The 23,598-nt window shown below is 43.6% G+C and carries 17 protein-coding genes; 9 read left to right on the forward strand and 8 right to left on the reverse strand.

Annotated elements, in window-relative coordinates; genetic code table 11:
* The first annotated feature begins 16 nt into the window (after positions 1-16).
* Genes ABWV45_RS04935 through lnt form a run of 4 tightly spaced genes read left to right on the forward strand, consistent with a single transcriptional unit; the run spans position 17 to position 3,929 of the window.
* On the forward strand, positions 17-1,057 hold the full coding sequence (locus ABWV45_RS04935) for a PhoH family protein (protein ID WP_353349275.1): 1,041 nt from the start codon (positions 17-19) through the stop codon (positions 1,055-1,057).
* Positions 1,050-1,520 (forward strand): rRNA maturation RNase YbeY, encoded by a 471-nt coding sequence (gene ybeY, locus ABWV45_RS04940; RefSeq protein WP_353349277.1) that lies wholly within the window; start codon positions 1,050-1,052, stop codon positions 1,518-1,520. The genes ABWV45_RS04935 and ybeY overlap by 8 nt, the downstream gene beginning before the upstream one ends.
* Positions 1,521-1,524: 4 nt before the next feature.
* Complete coding sequence (locus tag ABWV45_RS04945; protein ID WP_353349279.1) at positions 1,525-2,373, forward strand: CorC family transporter; 849 nt, start codon at positions 1,525-1,527, stop codon at positions 2,371-2,373.
* A 5-nt stretch (positions 2,374-2,378) separates the two neighbouring features.
* On the forward strand, positions 2,379-3,929 hold the full coding sequence (lnt, locus tag ABWV45_RS04950; protein WP_353349281.1) for an apolipoprotein N-acyltransferase: 1,551 nt from the start codon (positions 2,379-2,381) through the stop codon (positions 3,927-3,929).
* A gap of 53 nt (positions 3,930-3,982) precedes the next feature.
* Here lnt and ABWV45_RS04955 read toward each other — a convergent pair whose 3' ends face one another.
* The 3 genes from ABWV45_RS04955 to ABWV45_RS04965 all read right to left on the reverse strand — a co-directional run bounded on the left by ABWV45_RS04955 (position 3,983) and on the right by ABWV45_RS04965 (position 7,784).
* Positions 3,983-4,348 (reverse strand): hypothetical protein, encoded by a 366-nt coding sequence (locus tag ABWV45_RS04955; RefSeq protein WP_353349283.1) that lies wholly within the window; start codon positions 4,346-4,348, stop codon positions 3,983-3,985.
* 25 nt (positions 4,349-4,373) lie between these two features.
* Positions 4,374-4,997: a c-type cytochrome gene (locus tag ABWV45_RS04960; protein WP_353349285.1), complete on the reverse strand. Its 624-nt coding sequence runs from the start codon at positions 4,995-4,997 to the stop codon at positions 4,374-4,376.
* Between the two features lie 252 nt (positions 4,998-5,249).
* Positions 5,250-7,784 (reverse strand): hypothetical protein, encoded by a 2,535-nt coding sequence (locus tag ABWV45_RS04965; protein ID WP_353349287.1) that lies wholly within the window; start codon positions 7,782-7,784, stop codon positions 5,250-5,252.
* A gap of 240 nt (positions 7,785-8,024) precedes the next feature.
* Here ABWV45_RS04965 and leuS point away from each other — a divergent pair, with 240 nt between their 5' ends.
* The 4 genes from leuS (at position 8,025) to ABWV45_RS04985 (ending at position 13,138) form a co-directional block, all read left to right on the forward strand.
* Positions 8,025-10,598: a leucine--tRNA ligase gene (gene leuS / locus ABWV45_RS04970; RefSeq protein ID WP_353349289.1), complete on the forward strand. Its 2,574-nt coding sequence runs from the start codon at positions 8,025-8,027 to the stop codon at positions 10,596-10,598.
* 205 nt (positions 10,599-10,803) lie between these two features.
* A complete protein-coding gene (locus tag ABWV45_RS04975) occupies positions 10,804-11,316 on the forward strand; it encodes an LPS-assembly lipoprotein LptE (protein WP_353349291.1) in 513 nt (170 codons plus the stop codon).
* A gap of 2 nt (positions 11,317-11,318) precedes the next feature.
* Positions 11,319-12,353, forward strand: a complete 1,035-nt coding sequence (gene holA / locus ABWV45_RS04980) for a DNA polymerase III subunit delta (protein WP_353349293.1) — start codon at positions 11,319-11,321, stop codon at positions 12,351-12,353.
* A gap of 179 nt (positions 12,354-12,532) precedes the next feature.
* Positions 12,533-13,138 carry a hypothetical protein gene (locus tag ABWV45_RS04985; RefSeq protein WP_353349295.1) on the forward strand — a complete coding sequence of 202 codons (606 nt, stop codon included), beginning with the start codon at positions 12,533-12,535 and terminating at the stop codon, positions 13,136-13,138.
* Between the two features lie 96 nt (positions 13,139-13,234).
* On the opposite strand, the gene ABWV45_RS04990 is transcribed toward ABWV45_RS04985, so the two are convergent.
* The 5 genes from ABWV45_RS04990 to ABWV45_RS05010 all read right to left on the reverse strand — a co-directional run bounded on the left by ABWV45_RS04990 (position 13,235) and on the right by ABWV45_RS05010 (position 21,755).
* Complete coding sequence (locus tag ABWV45_RS04990) at positions 13,235-15,409, reverse strand: TonB-dependent receptor plug domain-containing protein (protein WP_353349297.1); 2,175 nt, start codon at positions 15,407-15,409, stop codon at positions 13,235-13,237.
* Positions 15,410-15,543: 134 nt separating this feature from the next.
* Entirely contained in the window at positions 15,544-16,479 is a 936-nt protein-coding gene (locus ABWV45_RS04995) for a glutathione S-transferase family protein (protein WP_353349299.1), read from the reverse strand.
* Between the two features lie 89 nt (positions 16,480-16,568).
* Positions 16,569-17,423: a sugar nucleotide-binding protein gene (locus ABWV45_RS05000; protein WP_353349301.1), complete on the reverse strand. Its 855-nt coding sequence runs from the start codon at positions 17,421-17,423 to the stop codon at positions 16,569-16,571.
* 82 nt (positions 17,424-17,505) lie between these two features.
* Positions 17,506-20,616 carry an efflux RND transporter permease subunit gene (locus ABWV45_RS05005; RefSeq protein WP_353349303.1) on the reverse strand — a complete coding sequence of 1,037 codons (3,111 nt, stop codon included), beginning with the start codon at positions 20,614-20,616 and terminating at the stop codon, positions 17,506-17,508.
* Entirely contained in the window at positions 20,613-21,755 is a 1,143-nt protein-coding gene (locus ABWV45_RS05010; RefSeq protein ID WP_353349305.1) for an efflux RND transporter periplasmic adaptor subunit, read from the reverse strand. Before ABWV45_RS05010 ends, ABWV45_RS05005 begins: the two co-directional genes overlap by 4 nt.
* A 217-nt stretch (positions 21,756-21,972) precedes the next feature.
* On the opposite strand from ABWV45_RS05010, the gene ABWV45_RS05015 reads away from it, so the two are divergent.
* Positions 21,973-23,556 (forward strand): esterase-like activity of phytase family protein, encoded by a 1,584-nt coding sequence (locus ABWV45_RS05015; protein ID WP_353349307.1) that lies wholly within the window; start codon positions 21,973-21,975, stop codon positions 23,554-23,556.
* The last annotated feature ends 42 nt before the right edge of the window (positions 23,557-23,598 follow it).

Genomic DNA, 23,598 nt, shown 5'->3' on the forward strand with positions numbered 1-23,598 from the left:
AGGATCATATTACTGAATGACAACCGCCAACGCTGAAAAGCCCCATACTGCTCAAGCTGAGTTTAGCTTAGAGCCTGATGACTCTCGCCGCCTGTCTAACTTATGCGGCGACTTGGACAGCCACATCAAGCAAATTGCCACCCATTTTAATATCCGCATATTCAACCGTGGCAATCAATTCAAGCTAGCTGGTGAAGCTCACGGTGTGGATCACGCAAGCCAAATCATTCAGCGACTCTACCGCGAAACCCATAACGGCACTGAAATTCGTAAAGATCTTATCCACTTGTTACTACAAGAAGCGGATATCGACATTGCCTACCACAAAGATCAGCAAGATGACGACGGCCGTAAGCCTGTGGTCATCCGTACACCTAAACTGGTGATCAAACCCCGCGGTCCAAATCAACAAAAGTATGTACGCACCATTCAAAAACATGATGTGAACTTTGGTATTGGCCCAGCCGGTACGGGTAAAACATACCTTGCCGTAGCTTGCGCAGTGGAAGCACTATTACGTGACGACGTACAAAAAATACTATTAGTACGCCCCGCCGTTGAAGCTGGTGAGAAACTCGGCTTTCTACCCGGGGATTTAGCACAGAAAATCGACCCATATTTACGCCCGTTATATGATGCCCTACATGACATGCTCGGTTACGAGCAGGTAATCAAACTACAAGAACGTAATGTCATTGAAATTGCACCACTGGCTTATATGCGTGGCCGCACCCTAAGTAACGCCTACGTGATTTTAGATGAAAGCCAAAACACCACACCAGAACAAATGAAAATGTTCCTAACCCGTATCGGCTTTGGCTCTAAAGCAGTCATCACTGGGGACATTACTCAAGTGGATCTGCCTCGTGGAACTCGCTCTGGGCTTGGTCACATCATCAATATCCTTAAAGATGTAGAAGGCATCGGCTTTACCCACTTTGCCAACAAAGATGTGGTACGCCATCCGTTAGTTCAACGTATTGTCGATGCTTATGATGCCCATGACGCTAAAGTCGCTGCCGCTAAAGATGCAACCAAAGGCCAGTCTAATGATTGATGTAGACGTACAAGTTGCCAGTGAAGCTATCCAACTGCCCAACTCAGAGCAACTTATCCTTTGGGCTCAAGCAGCCCTTGGCGAGCTAAAACCAGATGCAGAGCTCAGTATCCGCCTTGTGGATAACGAAGAAAGCCAGCAACTTAATTACGAATACCGTGGAAAAGACAAGCCCACTAATGTGCTGTCTTTTCCATTTGAAGTACCTGAAGCCCTCCAAGGACACGACGAGATTAGCAATCTAATTGGTGATTTAGTCATTAGTGTGCCTGTTGTAGCACTCGAAGCTGACGAGCAAAATAAAACCTTTCAAGATCATTTTGCCCATATGGTGGTACACGGCTGCTTGCATTTATTAGGTTACGACCATATAAAGGGCGAAGCAGCCGAGATTATGGAAGACCTTGAACGACAAATACTAGCCAAGCTAGATATTGCCGACCCTTATTTCATCACTGATTAAGATAATGAACGAAGACCGACCGAGAAACTCTCTTTTTAGCTGGTTAGAAAGCCTACGTATATTTTCCGGCGACCCTAAAAGTCGAAATGAGATCAAACACATTCTTCGTGAAGCCGAAGAGCGCCAGCTAGTGGACAGCGATGCCCTTTCCATCATGGAAGGTGCCATTCAAGTGGCTGACATGCAAGTACGCGAGATCATGATTCCTCGCTCACAAATGGTCTGTGTGAAATCCGATCAAAAACCCAAAGAATTTCTACCCCTTGTCATCGAAAGTGCCCACTCCCGTTTTCCGGTACTTGGGGAAAATGACGACGAAGTATTGGGTATATTATTAGCCAAAGACTTACTGAACTTGGTATTAAAGCAAGACACCGATTATTTCCGCATCAAAGAAATTCTACGCCCAGTGACGTTTGTCCCTGAAAGCAAACGTCTAAATGTATTACTTAAAGAATTCCGTGCCACCCGTAACCATATGGCCATTGTCATTGATGAGTATGGCGGTATCGCCGGACTTGTCACAATTGAAGACGTATTAGAACAAATTGTTGGCGACATTGAAGACGAGCACGATTTCGACGAAGAAGACAGCTTCATCAAGCAAGTGGATGACGAAACCTTCATGGTAAAAGCCCTTACCTCCATACAAGATTTTAATGACGCGTTTGATACCAAGTTTGAAGACTTCGAGTTTGATACCATAGGTGGCATTGTAACGGGGAAATTTGGCCGCCTACCAGATTGCGACGAAAGTATTCTTATTGATCAATATGAATTTAAAGTGGTCAACGGAAATAGTCGTCAGATTCACTTACTGCAAGTTACTAAATCCAAACTAAAAGAAGAATAAACCATATGGGTTTCACCACCACTTGGATAAAACGGCCTGGTTACCTAGGCCATTTTTTTGCCCTTTTTTGTGGGGCTATGCTGCCGTTCAGCTTTGCACCTTATCATTTATGGCCACTACAGGTTTTATCCATTGCGGCTTTATTCTTATCATTAAAAGAGCTGACGCCAAAACAAGCGTTATGGCGTGGCTGGTGGTACGGGTTAGGTGTTTACGCATCAGGTGTCAGCTGGGTGTATGTGAGCATTCATGTTTTCACCAATACACCTGCGCCGTTAGCGTTTACCATGACCCTCTTATTTGTGGCGAGCCTTGCTTGGTTTTTTGCCCTGATGGCATTCAGTTTTCAAAAATGGTTTAGCAAACACCGCTTCACAGTTTTAAGCTTTGCCGCAATTTGGTTGCTCTTTGAGTGGTCTCGTAGCTGGATGCTGGGGGGCTTTCCTTGGTTATACCTAGGAGATGGCCACATTAGCACTTGGCTTGCTGGTTTTGCTCCGGTTTTTGGGGTTTACAGCATTGGATTCATCATCGTATTAAGTGCTGGGCTACTGCTCAATTGGCAATGGAAAACACGGTTAAAATCTGGCGTAGCCCTACTTATTAGCCCTTGGCTGATAGGCTTTGGCTTTAGTCAAATCAGCTGGACCGGCGTCACTGAAAATGGCGAGATTAATGTCGTGGCGATACAGGGAAATATCCCTCAGGATCGAAAATGGCTACCCAGTGAAATATACCCAACCTTAGAAAAATATCGGGTTGCCAGTGAAGCTCATCGTGAAGCAAACTTGATATTGTGGCCAGAAACCGCGATTACAGTGCTGCATCACCAAGTACAAGAATATTTAGAATACCTAGACGATGAAGGAAAACAGCACGATACCAGCATCATTACCGGTATCCCCTACCAGCAAGGTACTAAAGAAGATTACCCAGGAGCATATCACAATAGTGTTATTGCTCTGGGCAGTGCCAGTGGCTTATATCACAAACAAAAATTAGTGCCTTTTGGCGAGTTCATGCCGATCCCTGATAGCTGGCACGGGTTACTGAGTTTTTTCAATATCCCCATGAATGACTTTCGCCCAGGCAAAACCCATCAAGCTCAATTACAGGTGAGCAGCCAGACCCTTCAATATGGCATTGCTCCCTACATTTGTTATGACATCGTCTATCCAGATCATGTGGCTAGCTATGCAAAAGATGCAGGCATATTAATCACCATCAGCAATGACGCGTGGTTTGGACACAGTATTGGCCCACTACAGCATTTTGATATTGCACGCATGCGTGCTTTAGAGAATGGTCGCTATTTACTACGCAGCACCAACACAGGTATTACCGCGTTAGTTGATCACAAAGGACAAGTGGTTAATCAATTACCACAATTTGAATACGGCGTTCTTGAAGCTAAAGCACAGATTATGGAAGGCAATACCCCCTTTAATATTTGGGGAAGCTGGCCCATGTTAGTGTTAAGCGTATTGAGTTTATTGTTAATTCGCTTACACGCTTCACAATATTGGCCAACCCGTCATAGCCAGCACCCATCATAACAAACAAAAAAGCCACGACTAAAGCGTGGCTGTTTTGTTGTACTTATCCAATATTACGCGAGCGCTAAACGAACAATTTCGTTTTGATTATGTAAGGCATCTAATTTAGATGGAAAAAGCTGAATATCATTTGGAGTGATTAAAATGGCTTTTTCATCCATTAAACCAACAAAACCTGCGCTGTATTCACTTACAAAACCTTGAGCTTCAAGTTGCAAACCTTCTTTTTGCGGAATATCAACCAAAGCTTTTAAGCCATTGCCCAAAGGGTCGGCAATGGATTGGGTATCTTTATAAAGTGCCATAACAAAAGCTTGTAACACTAAAACAAAGCCATTACGAAACGTTAGTTGCTGTGTATCGTTATCCGCTAGGTATTCACAACGGATGATAATATCGGAACTGCCTTCAATAACCATATAACTACCTGCTCAACCGTCAAAGTCACATACTAGATATGTAACGGGCCAAGTGATCAATATCACTTTGCTTAATGCTTTTCATCACATTAAACATTGGAGAACTGGCACGTTTAGATTTACCACTTTTAAAATCAGTTAAGGTTTTAATCACAAATTCTTTATTTTGCCCTGCCAAACGCGGCAACTCTTTATCGCCTAAGCCATTCGCACCATGACACGTTACGCAAATACCATTATAAACCGATTTACCATGTTCAGTGTTCCCAGCATCTGATTTAGGTATGACACTTTGCGCTGAAAAGTATAAAGCCATTTCAATTTTTTCTTGAATGGAAATAGACTTAGATAACTGCTCCATTACATAGTTTTTACGCTCGCCAGCAGCAAACAAAGAGAACTGTTTTAGTAAGTATTCAGGGTTTTGGCCAGCAAGATTTGGTATCTCTGGCTTTACACTATTACCATCTTTACCGTGGCAATAGCCACACAACATGGAACGGTCTTTACCGTCTTCCAATGCAATCAAATAATCCACCTGATTGGCTTTTACACGCTCTAGCTGCTGAATTGCATCAGCCAATTCTTCTGCCCACAATGAAGATGCGCTCAAACCAAAGATGAGACAAAAACACCAATTCCTGACCATGCTGCCTACCTTTTATGAAAAAGCATGCACATTACTGAGCAAACGTTCCAATTTCAATAGCCACAGACAACATAACCATCACTAAATTTGAAAAACACTCATTCACACGGACCTAGATCAGTAATTACGCCTTAAATAAGTGCGTTGGCACTGAATAAACTCCCTGACATCCCACATAGCCTTTTTTTTACTTTCCTTTAGGCAAAAAAAAGCACCACATATGTGATGCTTAAAAATTCAAAAAATAGCTAATTATTCAACAAGCTCACCATCAACCACCGTAGGCGGCTCATCGCTAATATCAGGCATAGCACCAATACCAAAAACATCCCCAGTAATTTCAGTTGGGACACTTTGACTCGGCGCATCCAATGGAAGGCTTGAGCAGTTAGCTGAATCAACCACTGCCATGCGCTGCTCCACATCATTCGCTTTGATAATGTACTGGTCAGAAGCACCTAAAATAGTGCCATCTTTAAGGTTAATCACCGGCCCCCAGCGGCCTTCGCTGCCTTCTTCAAACGGCAAGCCCCATAACTGACCCTTACCACCGTATTCGAGTAAGAACACTTTACCATCTTGGCTTGCATCCCCATTGCGATCATTGGCGGTAGCATGGGTATATTTAATGGTGATAGGAGGATCAAACGACACCACATCACTGCTGCCATCAATCAGTACCATTTGTTGCTGCCAAGGCTCTAAGCCCGTTTCCCATTGGTAGAATTCCACCACATCCCCTGCCTCTATGGCAGCGTATAAATCACCAGCAGTTGTGATCGTTTCAGCCGTAGCAACCGAACTGGAAATCATAGGTCCAGAATTTAATCCCCAGCTCCAATGTTGCGAGCTTTCCACATCCGATTTGGTCACAGAAGACGCATAGCCAACCGCCACACTGGATAATTTCAAGGTCAAGTCAGCTTGCGCAAAGGTGTAATCCTGAGCGGCAGAGTAACTATTGCTAACAAAGACATCTTCTTGGTTCGCAGAGCCACTTACATCCGCTGCAACTAAGTCCGCATCTAAGCAGCGGTCAAAGCACTTAAGCGTCACTGACGTTGTGCCATCAAATAACTCTCCTGTGGCAGTCTCGCCACCATTCACAAAGTTACGAGTAAAGAAACGAATGGCCGAAGCATCAGCAAGATAGCGCACATTACCCCCTAGTTGGCGGGACCACATGTTAAGCACTATATTGCTGTTCAAAGGCACTGCCACGGCAGGATTAACGGCTGTGATTTGCTCACCATTTTCGGTAAAGGTACGAACACCCGTCACTTCAAAACCGTCATTGGTGCTGTTTGCCTCAAGCATGACTTCAAAGCCATCATTGGTATCGGCATCCCCGTTAAAGTCCGTAGCGGCACTTAATAGGTAGGTATCCCCTTCATAGATCCACGTTGAAAACGTTACGCCATCTAATGTAGAAAGGTTCAACGATTCCACCGTGTTTTTCACCAGACGCCCCGGCGCTACTTTTACCGTAAAGTTATCACCGACCGTATCGTCAAACGTGGCCTGTTGCACAGTTTCACCGTCGGCGAAACTTTGGCCATCTTCTCGCCAAGAGCCCCAATAGCCGATGTGGCCCCAGCTTTCAAAGCCATCCGAGTCCGCACCATCTCCCGCTCCATTACCGTCTACTTTGATTTGCATGCCAGAGTTAACATCGACCGCACTGCCATCGGCTTTGTTATAGATGGAATAGTTCCACACCACATTGTTAAAACTATCCCGTGCGAGACAAACTTCATCATCGAAGGTTTCAGCATCAATTGCAGCAAAGGTAGATGCTTTCGCCATGTGTACATGATCACTATTCACCGCTAAGGCAAAGGCACCGCTGCGTTCAGCCACAACATCACCACCCGAACTAGGCGCACACTCTCGGCCTGTACGCGCCAAACCGGTTTCGGTAGCTTCGTCGTAATCCACAGACGCACTGGTGATACAGGTGTAATCCGTACCTTGTTCATTTTGGTTATCTTCTTGATACAAGGTAAAACTGGCGCCACCATCGGTGGACTCGGAGGAGGTTACCTCACCAAAACCTTGGTTATCATCCTCAGTGGCCGAAATACTAGGCAGCAAACCGTAGGTTAACGTGAACTCACCAAATGGGTTGGCCTCGGTGGGAGTTTTACGAACTTCACCACGTATCTTGATGCCAGTTGGACCTCCGCCCTCGCCGGATTGACCCGCGTAATCCTCTACCCAACCATGATAGATCAACGGGTCACTGGAAGATTCTTGAGAGCTGTTGCCTACAATCGTGACAAACTGCTGAGCCTGCTCACCACCCCCTTGATCGTCACCACCACCTTGGCCGCCCTTGTCTTCAAAGCAACGGCTGGCGTCATTCCAACTGATATAATCCCCCTCTCCCACCATTACCAGCGGTTGAGATTGATTGGTAAAACACAATAAACTGTCAATAAAGCTAATAGGCTCTACTGCATCAAGCCAAACGTACACATTTTGTTTGGCTGACACATAGTCACTGTCCGCTGATAACGTGGATGTATCAAATACCGCCTTAGCATCAATCGAGCGAGACGCTACAAAATTAGAAGAGGCACTAGACGATTCATCTTGTGCTGACACCAGTGACATTTGCTCCGGTAAAGCTGTTGTACCAGAAATACTGACGGTAGGAGTCGTCCCCGTCGTCCCCCCGCCGGACCCTGTTCCCGAAGCCGAATCACTATCTGAACTACTTGAGTCAAAACATGCAGGTAAAAGGGCTATGGACCCCATTACTGCCACCAAGGAAAGCGTTTTCATAAAGACCTCTATTGTCTAAGGAGTACTTAAACCATAGACGGGAATTTAGAAAGCCACCCTACCAATTGTTCATAATTTGACCTGACCCCATAGATTTTTTTACTTCTAAAAAAGACATAATAAGAGCATTAGACTATTGACAGGAGGGTGGATATTTCAGCTAGCAAACCTGTGCTATTGCCCTTGTGTAGGGTATGATACTGGCCTTTATTTATTCAGCGAATCTACCAGATCGGTCCTATGCAAGAGCAATATATTCCTAGCGAAATCGAATCCTCCGTTCAGCAATTTTGGGCTGAAAACAAAGTTTTCAAAGCGGTTGTAGACAGCAACCGTGAAAAATTCTACTGCCTGTCAATGTTTCCGTATCCATCTGGCCGCCTGCATATGGGCCACGTACGTAACTACACCATTGGCGATGTGATCTCACGTTACCAACGCATGCAGGGTAAAAACGTGATGCAGCCAATGGGCTGGGACGCGTTTGGCCTGCCTGCTGAAAATGCCGCTATTAAGAACAAAACCGCACCGGGCAAATGGACCGACGAAAACATCGCCTACATGAAAGGCCAATTAAACACTTTAGGTTTTGGTTACGACTGGGACCGCGAATTAGCCACCTGTAAGCCTGAGTATTACCGTTGGGAGCAATGGTTCTTCACCAAACTTGTGGAAAAGGGTTTAGCTTATAAAAAGGTCTCTGCGGTTAACTGGTGCCCTAACGACCAAACCGTACTAGCAAACGAGCAAGTTATCGACAATTGCTGCTGGCGCTGTGACACCCCAATCGAGCGTAAAGAAATTCCACAATGGTTTATCCGTATCACCGATTACGCCGAAGAACTTCTAAACGATCTAGACCAACTAGACGAATGGCCAGAAAAAGTAAAAGCCATGCAGCGTAACTGGATTGGTAAAAGCCAAGGGGTTGAAATGCAGTTTGGCCTTAAAGGCTCTGATGACACCCTAGATATCTACACCACACGCCCTGATACCGTCATGGGTGTCAGCTATCTAGCCGTAGCCGCAGGCCATCCTCTGGCCATAGAAGCGGCTCAAGGTAATGACGAACTCACCGCCTTTTTAGAAGAGTGCAAACTAGGCGGCACCGCAGAAGCCGACATCGCCACCATGGAGAAAAAAGGCTGTGCAACAGGTCGCACCGCCATTCACCCAATCTCAGGCAAAGAAGTCCCTGTATGGGTGGCTAACTTTGTTTTAATGGGGTATGGCACTGGTGCGGTCATGGCTGTACCGGCCCACGACCAACGTGATTTTGAATTTGCGCAAAAATACGGCCTTGAGATTAATCAGGTTATAGAAGCGCCAAGTGATTTTGATATTTCAAAAGAAGCCTTTACTGAAAAAGGTAAGCTGATTAATTCAGGTGAATTCGACGGATTAACCTCAGCCAAAGCGTTTAAAGCCATCGCTTACAAGTTGTCGCAATTAGGCAAAGGCAACACCAAAACCAATTATCGATTAACCGATTGGGGCGTGAGCCGTCAGCGTTACTGGGGGACCCCAGTGCCGATGATCAACAAGCAAAACGGCGAGCAAGTCACTGCACCGGAAGACATGCTTCCTATTGTTCTGCCAACCGATGTGGTTATGGATGGGGTCAACAGCCCAATTAAAAACAATCCAGAATTTGAGAACATTGAATTTGGTGGCGAGCAAGCTTTCCGTGAAACCGACACCTTCGATACCTTCATGGAATCCTCTTGGTATTACGCCCGTTACTGCTCACCCACCGATGACATGCACATGGTGAACCCAGAAGAAGCCAACTACTGGCTACCTGTGGATCAATACATCGGTGGTATCGAGCACGCTATTTTGCACTTGCTATATGCACGCTTCTTCCACAAATTGTTACGTGATACTGGCCTTGTGAAAGGAGACGAGCCTTTCAAAAGTCTATTATGTCAAGGCATGGTATTAGCCGATGCCTTTAGCTACAACAATGAGAACGGCAGCAAAGAATGGGTTAACCCAACGGATGTAGAAGCCGAGCGTGACGAAAAAGGTCGTTTAGTAAAAGCCAAATTTGAAGGCAAAGAGCTAAACCACGAAGGCATGATTAAAATGTCTAAGTCGAAAAACAACGGTGTGGACCCACAAGAAGCCATCGATATTTACGGTGCTGACGTAGTGCGCTTATACACCATGTTCGCTGCGCCCCCAGAGCAATCTTTAGAGTGGTCAAACGCTGGTGTACAAGGTGCGCAAAAATTCCTACAACGTGTTTGGCGCTTAGCCTCTGAATTAATTAACGGTGGCGACATCGCTGCCATTAATACAGACAGCCTAAACGATGAACAAAAAGCGGCTCGCCGTAAGGTTCACGAAACCATTCAAAAAGTCAGTGACGATATTGCCCGTCGTAATGCATTTAACACCGCCATTGCTGCCGTCATGGAATTAACCAACACCTTACTAAAACTCAATAAAGATGATGCGCAAAACCGCGCTATCTTAAAAGAGGGTTTAGTGGCCATGGTGAAAATGTTAGCCCCAATTGCACCACATATGTGCCATGTATTATGGCAAGAACTGGGCAACACAGACTTAGTGCTGGATGCGCCTTGGCCTGTGGTTGATGAAGCGGCCCTTGTGCGTGACAGCATTACCGTTGTCGTACAGGTGAACGGTAAGGTACGCTGCAAGTTAGAAGTACCGGCCAACATCGATAAAGACAGTGCGATTGCCGCGGCAAAAGCGGATGCTAATGTGCAAAAATTTATTGATGGCAAAACCGTACGTAAAGAAATTTACGTGCCGGGGAAACTTGTAAACATTGTTGCAAATTAATGTGAGACGTTAGATATAAGATGGTTTCGAATCTTGCTTTCATCTCACATAACACATCTTTACAAGGGAAGTAGGATGGGTTAGCCGCGAGTATCACGAGGGACGTAACCCATCAATAAAATGAGAGATGTAAGATGAATTCAGAACCCTCTTACTTCTCACATGACACAACTTTCACAAGGCAAAACAAAGAACGACAATAAATATGAATCAATTAGTTCTCAAACATGTTTTCACCGCACTTTTACTTAGCTGCCTTGTTTCTGCCTGCGGCTGGCATTTGCGCGGACAAGTAGACGTTCCTGTGGCCTATCGCATTTTGGATTTACAAGCCAATAAAGCCACCCCTCTAACGCAAAAATTATTGCGCCAATCTCTACTTAATAATGGAATTACGCTTTCCATTGATGCACCGTTTTCGCTTATCATTACGAATGAGCAAAGTGATCGACGTACATTAGCCGTTACCAGCAATGCAAAAGCCAGTGAATATGAATTGATCGAAACACTCACGTTTAAAGTGATCAATGCGCAACAAGATGCTCAAAGCGAAGACATAAGCGTAACCAGCTACCGTACATTGCAATACAATGCAGCAGCTGAAATTGGTAAAGCCCAAGAAGAAACAAACCTGCGTCGCGAGATGAAACAAGCCAATACCTATAATGTTTTGCTGCGTTTAAAAGCCATAAAATTAAATCCAATACAGGCTGACTAATTTTGCGCTTAAAACCCGAACAGCTTCACCAGCATTTACAAAAAGAATTAAAACCTCTGTACATTGTCAGTGGAGATGAGCCATTACTGGCGCAAGAAATCTGCGATCAAATTCGAGCTCATGCTAAATCACAAGGTTTTGATGAACGGGAAGTGCATCACGTAGAAGGCAACTTTAAATGGGGAGAATTACTGGAAGCCGCTAATGCCCTGTCACTGTTTTCGTCGCGCAAACTCATGGAGATTCGCATCGACAACGGAAAGCCTGGTGATCAAGGTAGTAAAGCGTTAGTACAGCTATTTGATAACCCAAACCCAGATACCATTGTTTTATTAGTCTTACCAAAACTCGATAAATCCGCCACTAACACAAAATGGTTTAAAGCCCTTGATAAAATTGGCGTGTTTATTCAACACTGGCCCATGGAACGCAATCAATTACCCGGCTGGCTGGCCAACCGTTTACGCCAACAAGGCATGAAGGCGGATCGTGACGCATTGGCACTATTGGCCGATCGAACCGATGGCAACTTATTAGCCGCCGCTCAAGAAATCGAAAAACTTAAATTATTAGGTTTATCTGAAATTACAGCAAAACACATTGAAGCCGCCGTTGGTGATGCTAGCCGCTACGACGTTTTTGCGCTTTCTGAGGCCGCGTTTAAAGGAGATACTGCACGTAGCCTTCACATACTAGGAACATTGCAAGGTGAAGGCATACACGCCCTTCAGCCCCTTGCAATTCTCACTAATGATATCCGCCAGCTCATGTCATTTATGCAACTAGTACAAGCTGGCACCTCGGACGATAAAGCGCTACAACAATTAAAAGTGTTTTGGCCAAAAAAACAATCCCAAATAAAAGGGGCCGCACGTCGATTAAATGTAACCGTCGTACAGGAATGTTTAACCATTTGTAAGCAAGTGGACCAATCCAGCAAAAACATTTTACAAGATGACCCTTGGCGACTAATAAGTAGCTTAATCACCAAACTTTGCGGCCTAAACATCATCCCCAATAGAATTCATTCCATTTAAACTTGAACATATGTTTCATTTTCTATATAAAACAACGACTAGCTCTCACTGTAGTCGTGACTCTCATCACCGCATTGCACCATCTTTACACATATGCTGTGTAGATACATGTTTGGATACCAAACCTAAACGGTAATGACGAAAATAAGAGTCATACTCTGAGCATGTTAAGTTCACGCATGGGGCGTGACCTGGAGGTATTTATGGGTTATGCAGCAAATCACAATATGGATAATACTGATCTCGTTTGGGGATTAGAACATATATCCCAGCACCAGCATGCAACTGACTTTGTTAAACGCTTTGAAAATAAGTTATGTATCTTTTCACCTAGTGTTCGACAAATTTATAGTAACTACAGCATTTTTTTTCCTGAAGATCAGGATAGAAACATGGTTGTATTACCTGACCCATATGCATTCCACGATACTTTCAACAAAATCCCTGAAGAAGCGGTTCAAGCTACTGGTTTACATATTATTCCTGGTGAAACCATTGACCGTAAAGGTTTGTACATTGTCATTACCCAAAAAGGTAAAAATGTACGCTCTATTCCAATCCCATTTAAAGAAGGATTACGTCAAATTTTAAAACGCTTTCAAGGTAATGACCCATTTTTACCTATCTTGAAAAAAGGCGATTTACGTGAGTTTGATTCCACCATGCCATGCCTTCATTTACACCGCTTACGCCTAAGTGCCCTAAATAACCTCTCTAGCTTAGAAAAACAAAGCATTAAAAATATTATTAGTGAAAAGATTATGGGAATTTACCGCGAGTCGTAGTTTTTAAAAATAAAAACTCACAATAATAAAAAATGCCCGCGATTGCTTACAACCGCGGGCTTTATTTTATGTTCTAATTGACCTGTCAGCGCTTGCTTAAAGATTCACTTTAACCCCCAGTTGAATTCGAGTGTCATCCTCGAAAACGGCATTATCCCAAATATAAGCATCAGAAATTAAGTCATGTTGAAAATTAACAAAGACATCTAAGCCAACACCTGAAAGCTGTATATTACGATTAAATTTAGCATCTAAACGTTCCATGCGTGTTTGATCAGATGAGTCCTCTGCAAATTCATCATAACTATTCACTAACAAATAACTCAGACTTGAGGTGAACTGTGGACTCCATTGCTGCAACCAAGACAGTGTATGTGCGTTTTTAGTAAATACTCTGAGTAAAACTTGCTCTCTGCTTTGCTCACCTAATTCGTCTAAATTTGTTTGCGCATCTATCCAAGCACCTACCCAGCGTAATTTCCCTTCATCCCATGGCTTTATCGTGTATTGCCATTCAATTCCTTGAAAGGCCATCGATATTCCGTTTATGGTTTCTAACTCTGAAATGGTTAACGATTGATAATATACATCGGTTAAATCTTCTTGAAATATTCGAACATCCAACTCGCCGCTTAACTGATTAAAATGAGCGTAGTACCCAACCTCAAAAGACTTAATCAATTGGTGATCCAAGTTACCTGGGCCTTGTTGTATTTGATAATACGTATTGCCATTTAGCTCAACACTTGATTGAGGGTTGTCTACAACTAACTGCCAGTTAGCATTTTGTTCAAATAAGTCTGGGCTTCTCACCGCCTCGCTATACACAAAGCGTATCGACTTATTTGGTTCAAGTTTGTAGATTAAAGCTGTTCTTGGGGCAAACACTAAATCCGCATCGCTTTCTTTTTCAGCCATTAGACCTAAATGTAAATTCACTTTCTCCGTTGCTTGCCATGTTGCACTGCCAAAAACACGATAAGTATCATTTACTAATAAACCGCTAAAGTAGGTTTGTGAATCTACTTCATCTCGGCGAAAGCTGGCACCGCTCACCAAGGTTAAGCTTGGCGAAAATACATAGGTATCCTGAATCTCAATATCGTATCGGGTCTCTGATAAGTCTAAGTTAATTTCACCGTTAACTGGTGCAAAGGGATTTTCAGCACCCAAAGGTAAGTATGTCCCTGAAATCGTTGTAGCCAATGCTACTTCATCACTATTGGTTAAATCTAATAATGGGATTGGATCCAAGCCCGCGACTAATGCATCTGCCGCATCTGGATTTAATAAGTACAACTGCCTTAAATTATCATCCAAAGTGGCAAGTGGCACAGCTTCAAGGTTCACCATTTGTGTTTGCTCATAGCGTGTAAAGTAACCTTTAATCTTCACTTGATGTTTAGAGGTTACGTCTTTTGTCCATTGTGAACCTAACTCTAACCTTTGCTCGGATACCTGATTTTCATTGGTTTGAAAATCAAATGTATCTTCTAGGTCTCGACTTGAATCTGACAGCACAAACGACGTTTCTAGCTCACCAAATTGTGAGCCTTGATAATAATGCTCCACGTCTAAAAACTGAGACTGGCGACTATCAAATTCCTCTGCAAATAAATCGGTTTTCTTTTGCGTAAACGACACTCGGTAATCGCTATTGCCTAAACGTCCACCTTGCCTTAAATAGACATTTTCTTCTCCATTATTGCCCTTTTGCAATGATGCTGACGTACCATAGGTATCTGCAGGGTGCTTGGTTAAAATATTAATAATCGCTTGAAACGCATTGGCCCCATAACTGGCAGCATTGGGCCCTCGTACTACTTCAATTCGTTTAATATCTTCAATGGCGACAGGCAGCTCATACCAGCTAACAGACGCTAAACCTGCGCGATACATAGAACGGCCATTCACTAATACTTGTAAGTTCTTGGGTAAAGCGGCGGGGCCCCCATGATAATGCACCGCATCACCATTACTGTTTTTGTCGTGGCCTATCATCATGCCGGGAACGTAGCGCAGCAGTTCTGATAAATTTTGTGCTGAAACCTGCTTAATAAAGGCTTCATCTAATATGGTCACACTAGCGGGAACGTCAGCTTGATGTTGCTGTATACGGGTTGCCGTTAGCACCACAGGAACTGAATATGCGTCAAATTCAGGCAAATCAAACTCACTAAAAGAAAGACTTGTCAAATAATCACTGTCCGCCATTACATTTGAGGCTAACAGCAAACCTAAATAGGACATACTACATATATTTTTGATCATATTTGGGCCGTTATTACGATACTAGAAATGATTGTGCCAGAAGCTCTCTATATATGGTAGCAGATGGCCAAACACTCACAACATAACGTACCCTCAACATGATCTAAGCCAAAAAATGCCCAGCTATTTAAGCCTCAATCGTCGAATGAAATGTCCGGCCCTAACGGCACAACTTGAGTTGGATTAATATTTTTATGGCTAAAATAATAATGCTGTTTAATTTGATCTAATTTAACAGTGCTAGAAATACCATGCTCTTGATACAAACGCTTAACATAAGGCCAAATGTTAGGGTAATCCACGATACGCTTTTTATTGGTTTTAAAGTGCCCAACGTAAACGGCATCAAAACGCACTAACGTTGTAAACAAGCGCCAATCCGCTTCTGTAAGGCGCTCGCCAACCAAATAGGTTTGCTTTGAAAGCAACTCATCAACCCAATCTAAATTCATGAATAATGCTTCAAAAGCTTCTTCGTAGGCCGCTTGAGACGTGGCAAAGCCACATTTATATACTCCATTATTAATATTGTGATAAATACGGTCATTTACTTGATCAATTTCTTCACGCAGTGCTTGTGGGTAAAAATCCAAGCTGTTGTTTGTAATGGCATTAAACTGAGTGTTAAAAATTCGGATAATTTCACTGGATTCATTATTAACAATGGTTTTTGTCTGTTTATCCCACAGTATCGGCACCGTTACTCGTCCGGTGTAATCAGGCTTCGCTTGAGTATATAGTTGATGAGCAAAATCAAACTGGTACAAGTGATCTTGAAACTCACTATGGTTTTGCAAGCGAAATTCCCAACCGTTTTCTAACATATGTGGATGCACCGCTGAAACACTAATATGTTCGGTTAAGCCTTTAAGGTGTAAAAAGATTAAAGTGCGGTGTGCCCAAGGGCAGGCATAACACACATACAGATGGTAGCGTCCAGATTCAGGTTTGAACTGGCTGTCTTCACCAATCCAATGACGAAAAGCACTGTCTTCCCGTTTAAAAGCGCCCTTTGAAGATGCTGTGTCATACCACTTGTCTTGCCAGTAGCCATTTACTAATAAACCCATATATCCTCCTAATTTGAACTTAGTATATAAGTTAAATAGAAGGTATGAGTTGAGTTATTCGATGGGTTTAATCGACGTACTGAATGGGATTACTTGTTGCGGTAACGCTTTTTCAAAATCCGAGACAAAGCTTGACGCCAAGGCTTAGGTTTAATGCCAAAGGTATAGAGAATTTTCTTTGTTACCAATTTCGGTGAAGACTCAGAAAATAAACTGTTCATTTCACTGCTTGCATCGGCGGATATGCTTTCTACTTTAAGGTCTTCATATTGTCTAGCTTCTGCCACTACCACCTCGGCAAACTTATACAGTGTGGTAATCTCAGCGCTACAATAATGATAAGTCCCCCATAATTTTGCGTATCGACATTGATGCACCACAGCCAATAAAACAGCGGCAATATCACAGGCTGATGTAGGGCACAAGAATTTACTATCAGATAAAGCAAGGGAGGTATTATTTTGCGCAAGATCCAATAGCTTACTGACCTCATCTTCCCCTTGTGAGCTAAACAACCAGCCTATTCTCAATAGAATATGCTTTTCTAACGAGCTACGAATGGCCCGCTCTACTGCTAAAACTTGTTGGCCTTTTTCTGTTTGCGGTTCAGGCTCGTCGTTTTCGCTGAAGATTTCGCCATCTTGATTGGCAAATACATGGTTACTAGAAAGCTGCACCAAGGCAATGTTCAACGCAGAGCAACACTGACTCAGTACACTGGCAATATTGACAGTCACTCCACCAACACCAAGGAAAATACAATTCACCACAAACTGAGGCTCTAACTCATTGAGCTTAACTTGTAGTTTATTTAAATCGGTTAGATCCCAATCAGTGGTATGAATGGCATGAAAAGAGATCTCCTGAGCTTGAGCCTGTTCAGTAACAGCTTTACCCACAGGGGTCTCAGCCCCTAGGATCACAATGTGAAACGGCTTTTTCATAAAGTAACGATACGCACAGAGAATAAAAGAAGAAATGTAACAACAAAGAACCAGCAAAACCAGTTCTTTGCTGTCATATAGCTTAACTCATTTCAACGCTTGAGTCTTTTGATAACGCTTTTCTGCCTTCTAATAAAATAAATAATGTGGGTAATACCAGCAGACATACAAAGGTTGTAAACAAAATACCAAAGCCCAGTGATATAGCCATTGGAGTGATAAATTTAGCCTGACGGGAGGTTTCAAACACCATAGGCGCCAAACCTCCAAAGGTCGTCAACGTGGTTAATAAGATCGGGCGAAAACGCCGCTCTGCTGCATCCATTATGGCTTGCTTAGCTGATAGACCACTGCGCCTTAATTGGTTAGCGTAATCCACTAATATCAAGCTATCGTTTACCACCACACCGCACAAAGCCAACATTCCCATTATGGCTATGATGGATAAACCACTGCCCAGTAATAATAAACCCGCCAACGCACCTACGATACCAAATGGAATCACCGCCATAATCAACAAGGGTTGCGTATAACTTTTAAACGGCACGGCCAGTAAAATATAAATACCCATTAAGGTAAAAACCAAGCCCTGTAATAGACTGGACTTACTTTCTTGCTCGTCAGCTTGCCTTCCGCCATAACCTAACTTAATACTGGGGTATTTTTGTTGTAGTTCGGGCAAATATTCTTGTGCCAATGTGGCCTGCAAACTCGGAATCAATGATCGAGGCTCCACCGCAGCACTGACACTCACCAAGCGTTGACCTTGCTTGCGTTGAATCAAAGTGGGTGCCGTGGTTTTTTCTAATACCGCAATTTGCTGTAACGGCACACGGGCACCATTGGCCGTGACTATTTGCAATTGCTCTATATCCGTTTGGTATTGCCTCTCTTGCTCTGGCAAGCGAACCAGTACCGTAACTTCATTTTTGCCCCGTTGCTGGCGAAGTGCTCTTACCCCATAAAACGCAGCACGCACTTGCGAAGCCACATCCATGGCGGTTAAGCCAAGACTGCGACCTTCATCGTTTAATTGGATATCCCACTGTGGCTTACCATTGGTAAAACTACTGGAAACATCTTTCATACCACTTAAAGATTCTAAAATTGCCGTTAGCTCTTCGCTGGCTTGCTTCAGGGTTTCTGTATGGCTTCCACGTAATTCCATGGTAAACGGTTTGCCGCTGACTGGGCCGCCACCACGCTCAGCATCAAAGCTCACGTTTTTCGCCCCGACCACTTCACCCAAAGATTCACGCCACATAGTGACTACTTGGTTTGTGGTGTAGGGACGGTTTTCCCCTGAGGACAGTTTTGCTTCTACTTCTAAGCTGGTACCTTCAATTTTGGAGGTGGTGTTCTGTAAAAACGCACCGTGCTCGGCTTCTATTGGGGCCATGACCGCTTGTAACGCCGCTTCCGCCTGTGCTCTAACCCTAAGCAGTTCACTTACCGGAGCATTTTGTGGCATTTCAATATCCAAAACCGCCGACTCCCCTTCCAATACAGGAAACATAGAAAAGCCCATACGTCCGCTAATGGGGAAAGCAAACATGACAATGGCCACAGCAATGGCTATGGATAATGTAATGCCTGGGGCAGATAAGCTTTTGGCCAGAAGCGGGCGATAATAATTATGTATTGTTTCCCGTAACCACGTGTCCACACGTAATTGAATACGACCTAGTTTTTGTCCTAATTTCGAGTCAGGTTTGTCTTTTAAATGGGAAATATGGGCCGGCAATATAAACAAGGCTTCAACCCAAGAAATGACAAAACACAGCACCACCACTGCGGGAATAACCATCATGGCTTTACCCATGCCACCTGGTAAAAAAAACAGCGGCATAAATGCAACAATGTTGGTTAAAATGGCAAAGGTTAATGGCATGGCCACTTCTTTCGCCCCTTGTATGGCAGCGTCGACCCGCGATAGACCTTTATTTAAATTGGCATAAATATTTTCACCCGCAATAATCGCATCATCCACCACAATGCCCAGCGAAATGATAAATGCAAACATAGAGATCATGTTGATGGACACATCAAAATTCGGCAAAAACAACATGGCTCCTAAAAACGAAATAGGGATACCCATGGTTACCCAAAAGGCTAAGCGATATTCTAAAAACACCCCTAACAGGATAAACACCAGTAACAAGCCAATCACCGCATTTTTAATCAACAACCCTAAACGATCTTTGTACATTTGAGCGTCGTCATCGGTAACGGTGAGGTGCATACCCGGTGGTAACATGGCTTCCAGTTCATCCCACATATCGTAAATTGCATCCGCAACTTCTGGCGGTGTTTGATCACCTGTGCGATAAACCGATATCTGCACACTGCTGCCACCATCTAATGTCACAATATTAGGACTATCTTCAAACCCTTCTTTAACCGTGGCCACATCCCCTAAGGTTAAGAGCACGCCATTTTCATCGGTTACTAATGGTAAAGCGGCGTATTCATCTGCCCAATATTTTCGATCATTCAGCGTAACTAAAATATCGCCTCCTTGTGTTTTAACCGTACCCGCTCCTTGCTCAATGGCATTGGCCGAGATGATCTGGGCAATTTTAGATAGGGTTAGCTGATATTTTTCTAAGACTAAGCTGGGGATTTCCACATGCACTTCCTCCGCAGGTGTCCCTTTGAGAGTCACTTGTGAAACATGAGCAGAGGTCAATAGTTTTTCTTTGATGCGCTCAGCCAAGCGCTTCATGGAGAAGTCATCTAAATTTCCATGTAAGGCAATATCCATCAAGTCATGTTTACCAGCCCAAATGCTAATAATTGGTTGTTCCATTTGCTCAGGAAAGGTAGAAATTCGGTTAACCGATTGCAAAATATCTTGATACATTTGCTGAATATCTTCGCCAGATTCAATCTCTAAGTTCACCGCAGCATAACCTTCTTGTATGCTGGAACTGACCTCGTCTATGCCATCCATTTCAGATAATTCGTTCTCAATTGGCAGTACAACCCCTTGCTCCATTTCTGTGGGGGTTGCCCCGGGGTACACCACACGCACCTGTACGATATCGACGGTGAATTCTGGTAGAAATTCTTTTTTAATGCTCAGCGCGGTTAACAAACCACCAATAAGTAAAGCCAGCATCAATAAGTTGGGCGCCACCCCATGACGCGCCATCCAAGCAATTGGGCCTTTATTTAAAGCGTCGTGACTCATTGCTTGGCCTCATCTGCGGTTAAATTCACTTGCTTTTGAATCCTCACCGGCATACCCACAGAAGCAACTTGCAAACGGCTAAGCAACAGTTGGTCTCCTACTTGCGCTTCCACATTGGCCCATACTTTTTGACGCCCCTTGTATACCAATTGGGTTTGTCTAAGTTGCAAGTGATTATTTGCATCCACCACCCATAAGGTGCCGTCTTCATTTAAAGCATTACTATTAAATTCATAAACATTGCTTAATACATGAGAAAATATTGTGACGTTTAAATAGTCATTAAAACGCACGGCAAAATCAGCGTGACTATCCAAAGGCTGCTTAATCCCAATTAATACCTGCACTTGCCGATCTGCTGCGTCAACAGAGGGTAATATATTTTTAACATAAGCTGTGCGAGTCACATTAGGTAAGGCCGATTTGCTCACCAAAACAGGTTGGCTATCATCTAATAAACTCGCAAATGCTTGTGGAATTTTCACCTGCAACCAAAATTCCGAGCTATCCACCAGCTCGAAAACCTGAGTATTGTTACCCACAAACGAGCCTTGCGATAATTGCACCGAAAGAACATGACCATCAAATGGCATACGCAGTTGGGTACGTGCTAAATCTAATTTGGCTTTTTCCAATTCTACTTGGGCAATATTTAAAGCCGCTTGTGCTGAGGCTAATTGAGGTTCTCTGAGTGCTAATGATTTTGCAGTGTTATTTAATTTAAGCTTAGATAACTTATAATTGTTTTCTGCGTTTTTAACTTGGCCTTTTTCTACATCTAAAGCCGATTGCGCTTGAATTAATGCCGCCTGCTTTTGCTGTACCAGTAACTCGTAATTTGCTGGGTCTATTTGTGCAAGCAAATCCCCTTTCTTTAATTGTGCTCCGGGAGTGGCTTGCTCATTTAATTGAATAATTTGTCCCGTGACCTGCGCCATCAGTTTCACACTGGGTTTGGCATTAGCGTTACCACCAGCTTGCCAGCTTGGGCGATACTCCCCTGCTATTAGCTCCGTACTTTTCACCAAGGGCACAAAAGCATCTACTGGTTTTTTCTGTGGCTTTGGTGCGGTTTCAATCAGGACCATTGCTCCTGCTACACTTAATAAAATAATTAACACACCAATTAAAATTCGCATCACTCTACCTACTCCTAATCACAACCCGTCATATAAGACAGTGCAAGCTTATTATGCTTCGCAGCCTCTGCTTGCCCCAGTACATTTACATTTCTTTGTATTAACCCGTAAAACCACTCATCTAGTCAGTCTTTAATCTGACATAAAACTCATACATTTCTTTCATACTTGAAGATTAGGCTACCCAAGTTTCGCTCATAAAGATAATAGGAAACCCATGAAACATACAAAAATCGCCCTCGCTATTATTGCATCAATTGGCCTAACTGCTTGCGGCAGTGATGGCAATATTGGTGCCCAAGGCAATGCTGGAGAACAAGGCAGCCGTGGTTTAAACAGTTTATTATCCCACGAAGCACTTGAATTAGGCAGCTCAGACTGCTTTTTTGGTGGACTAAAAGTTTCATCTGGCTTGGATACAAATTCAGACGGCGCTTTATCAGAATCAGAAATATCTGATATCACCTTTGATTGTGATGCAAGCCCAGTTACAACTTCCGGTTCAACACTTCCTTATACCGTGATGCGCTCAGATATTGATAATGGTGCGCTACCTGGCAATCTAATGGAAGTACGTAATGGCGGCTTTGGCTCGGACATGGTGGCCCACCCTACCAACCCAAAACAATTTTATGCTCTAACCGACCGCGGCCCTAATGCCACCTTTACTGGAGACAAAGGTAAAGGGAAAAAATTCCCAAGCCCTGATTACACACCACGCATTGGTCTATTTGAATTACAACATAATGGCGATGTAAAAAAGATCAGCGAAATACTGCTTAAACGCCCTGACGGCACCCTTATTACAGGTCTACCAAACACTGCTGCATTAGGCGGTACTGGTGAAACCCCTTACGACAAAGACGGTAATGTTATTGTAGAAAACATGGACCTGCCATTCGACGAAACCACTAACCCAATTAAACTTGATGATTACGGCTTAGATGGCGAAGGTCTTGTAGCACTTTCTGATGGCACGTTTTGGATAAGCGATGAATACGGCCCACACATGGTTCACTTTGATGCTCAAGGAATTGAAATCGGTCGCATAAATGCATTCGCTGATGACACTCGTAACACCTTCACCTTACCGGCAGAATTTGCAAATCGACGTGCGAATAGAGGAATGGAAGGACTGGCCATCACCCCTGACGAAAACACCCTAGTGGGCATCATGCAATCAACCATGTACAACCCAAGTAGTGCGGTTAAAGTGAATGACATTGTCCGCATTGTGACGGTAAACCTAACAAACGGCGATGTCAGCCAATACTTATACAAGCAAGAAAAAACTCAAAACTCACAATCAGGAATCGTAGCATTAAGTAATACTGAATTTGTTGTCATTGAACGTGATGGCAAATTTTACAGCCAAGATACTACCGCCATGAAGCACCTGTACAAAATTGACATCACCAATGCCACCGATTTAGAAACCATAAGCGCATCTGGCAGCGTAACTCAGAATGAAAATCTAGGGCTATTAATTGATGGCAAGACACTTGAAGAAGTCGCCATAGAAGAAAATGGTTGGGCGACTATTGCAAATGCAGGCATCGCAACGATCAACAAAACATTGCTATCCGATTTAATCGCTGAAGTCAGTTACCCCCACGATAAACTCGAAGGCATGTGGTTAATTAATGACAGTACTATTGGCGTACTAAACGATGATGACTTTGCTACATGGGCCACTGCTGGGGTACTTGAGCAAAAATATCTAGATGCTGGTAAAACTGACATTGATAGCAACCGCCTTTATATCATTGAAGGTTTAGATCTTTCCGCTCAAGCTCAATAATGCTTAACAACAAAGCGGGCGTATTCGTAACGCCCGCTTTTT

The organism is Oceaniserpentilla sp. 4NH20-0058 (genome assembly GCF_040371755.1).
Lineage (GTDB): Bacteria > Pseudomonadota > Gammaproteobacteria > Pseudomonadales > Oceanobacteraceae > Bermanella.

Coding starts and splice junctions, on each gene's coding strand:
- ABWV45_RS04935 (WP_353349275.1), top strand. CDS start 17: ATGACAACCGCCAACGCTGAAAAGCCCCATACTGCTCAAGCTGAGTTT.
- ybeY (WP_353349277.1), top strand. CDS start 1,050: ATGATTGATGTAGACGTACAAGTTGCCAGTGAAGCTATCCAACTGCCC.
- ABWV45_RS04945 (WP_353349279.1), top strand. CDS start 1,525: ATGAACGAAGACCGACCGAGAAACTCTCTTTTTAGCTGGTTAGAAAGC.
- lnt (WP_353349281.1), top strand. CDS start 2,379: ATGGGTTTCACCACCACTTGGATAAAACGGCCTGGTTACCTAGGCCAT.
- ABWV45_RS04955 (WP_353349283.1), bottom strand. CDS start 4,348: ATGGTTATTGAAGGCAGTTCCGATATTATCATCCGTTGTGAATACCTA.
- ABWV45_RS04960 (WP_353349285.1), bottom strand. CDS start 4,997: ATGGTCAGGAATTGGTGTTTTTGTCTCATCTTTGGTTTGAGCGCATCT.
- ABWV45_RS04965 (WP_353349287.1), bottom strand. CDS start 7,784: ATGAAAACGCTTTCCTTGGTGGCAGTAATGGGGTCCATAGCCCTTTTA.
- leuS (WP_353349289.1), top strand. CDS start 8,025: ATGCAAGAGCAATATATTCCTAGCGAAATCGAATCCTCCGTTCAGCAA.
- ABWV45_RS04975 (WP_353349291.1), top strand. CDS start 10,804: ATGAATCAATTAGTTCTCAAACATGTTTTCACCGCACTTTTACTTAGC.
- ABWV45_RS04985 (WP_353349295.1), top strand. CDS start 12,533: ATGGGGCGTGACCTGGAGGTATTTATGGGTTATGCAGCAAATCACAAT.
- ABWV45_RS04990 (WP_353349297.1), bottom strand. CDS start 15,409: ATGATCAAAAATATATGTAGTATGTCCTATTTAGGTTTGCTGTTAGCC.
- ABWV45_RS04995 (WP_353349299.1), bottom strand. CDS start 16,479: ATGGGTTTATTAGTAAATGGCTACTGGCAAGACAAGTGGTATGACACA.
- ABWV45_RS05000 (WP_353349301.1), bottom strand. CDS start 17,423: ATGAAAAAGCCGTTTCACATTGTGATCCTAGGGGCTGAGACCCCTGTG.
- ABWV45_RS05005 (WP_353349303.1), bottom strand. CDS start 20,616: ATGAGTCACGACGCTTTAAATAAAGGCCCAATTGCTTGGATGGCGCGT.
- ABWV45_RS05010 (WP_353349305.1), bottom strand. CDS start 21,755: ATGCGAATTTTAATTGGTGTGTTAATTATTTTATTAAGTGTAGCAGGA.
- ABWV45_RS05015 (WP_353349307.1), top strand. CDS start 21,973: ATGAAACATACAAAAATCGCCCTCGCTATTATTGCATCAATTGGCCTA.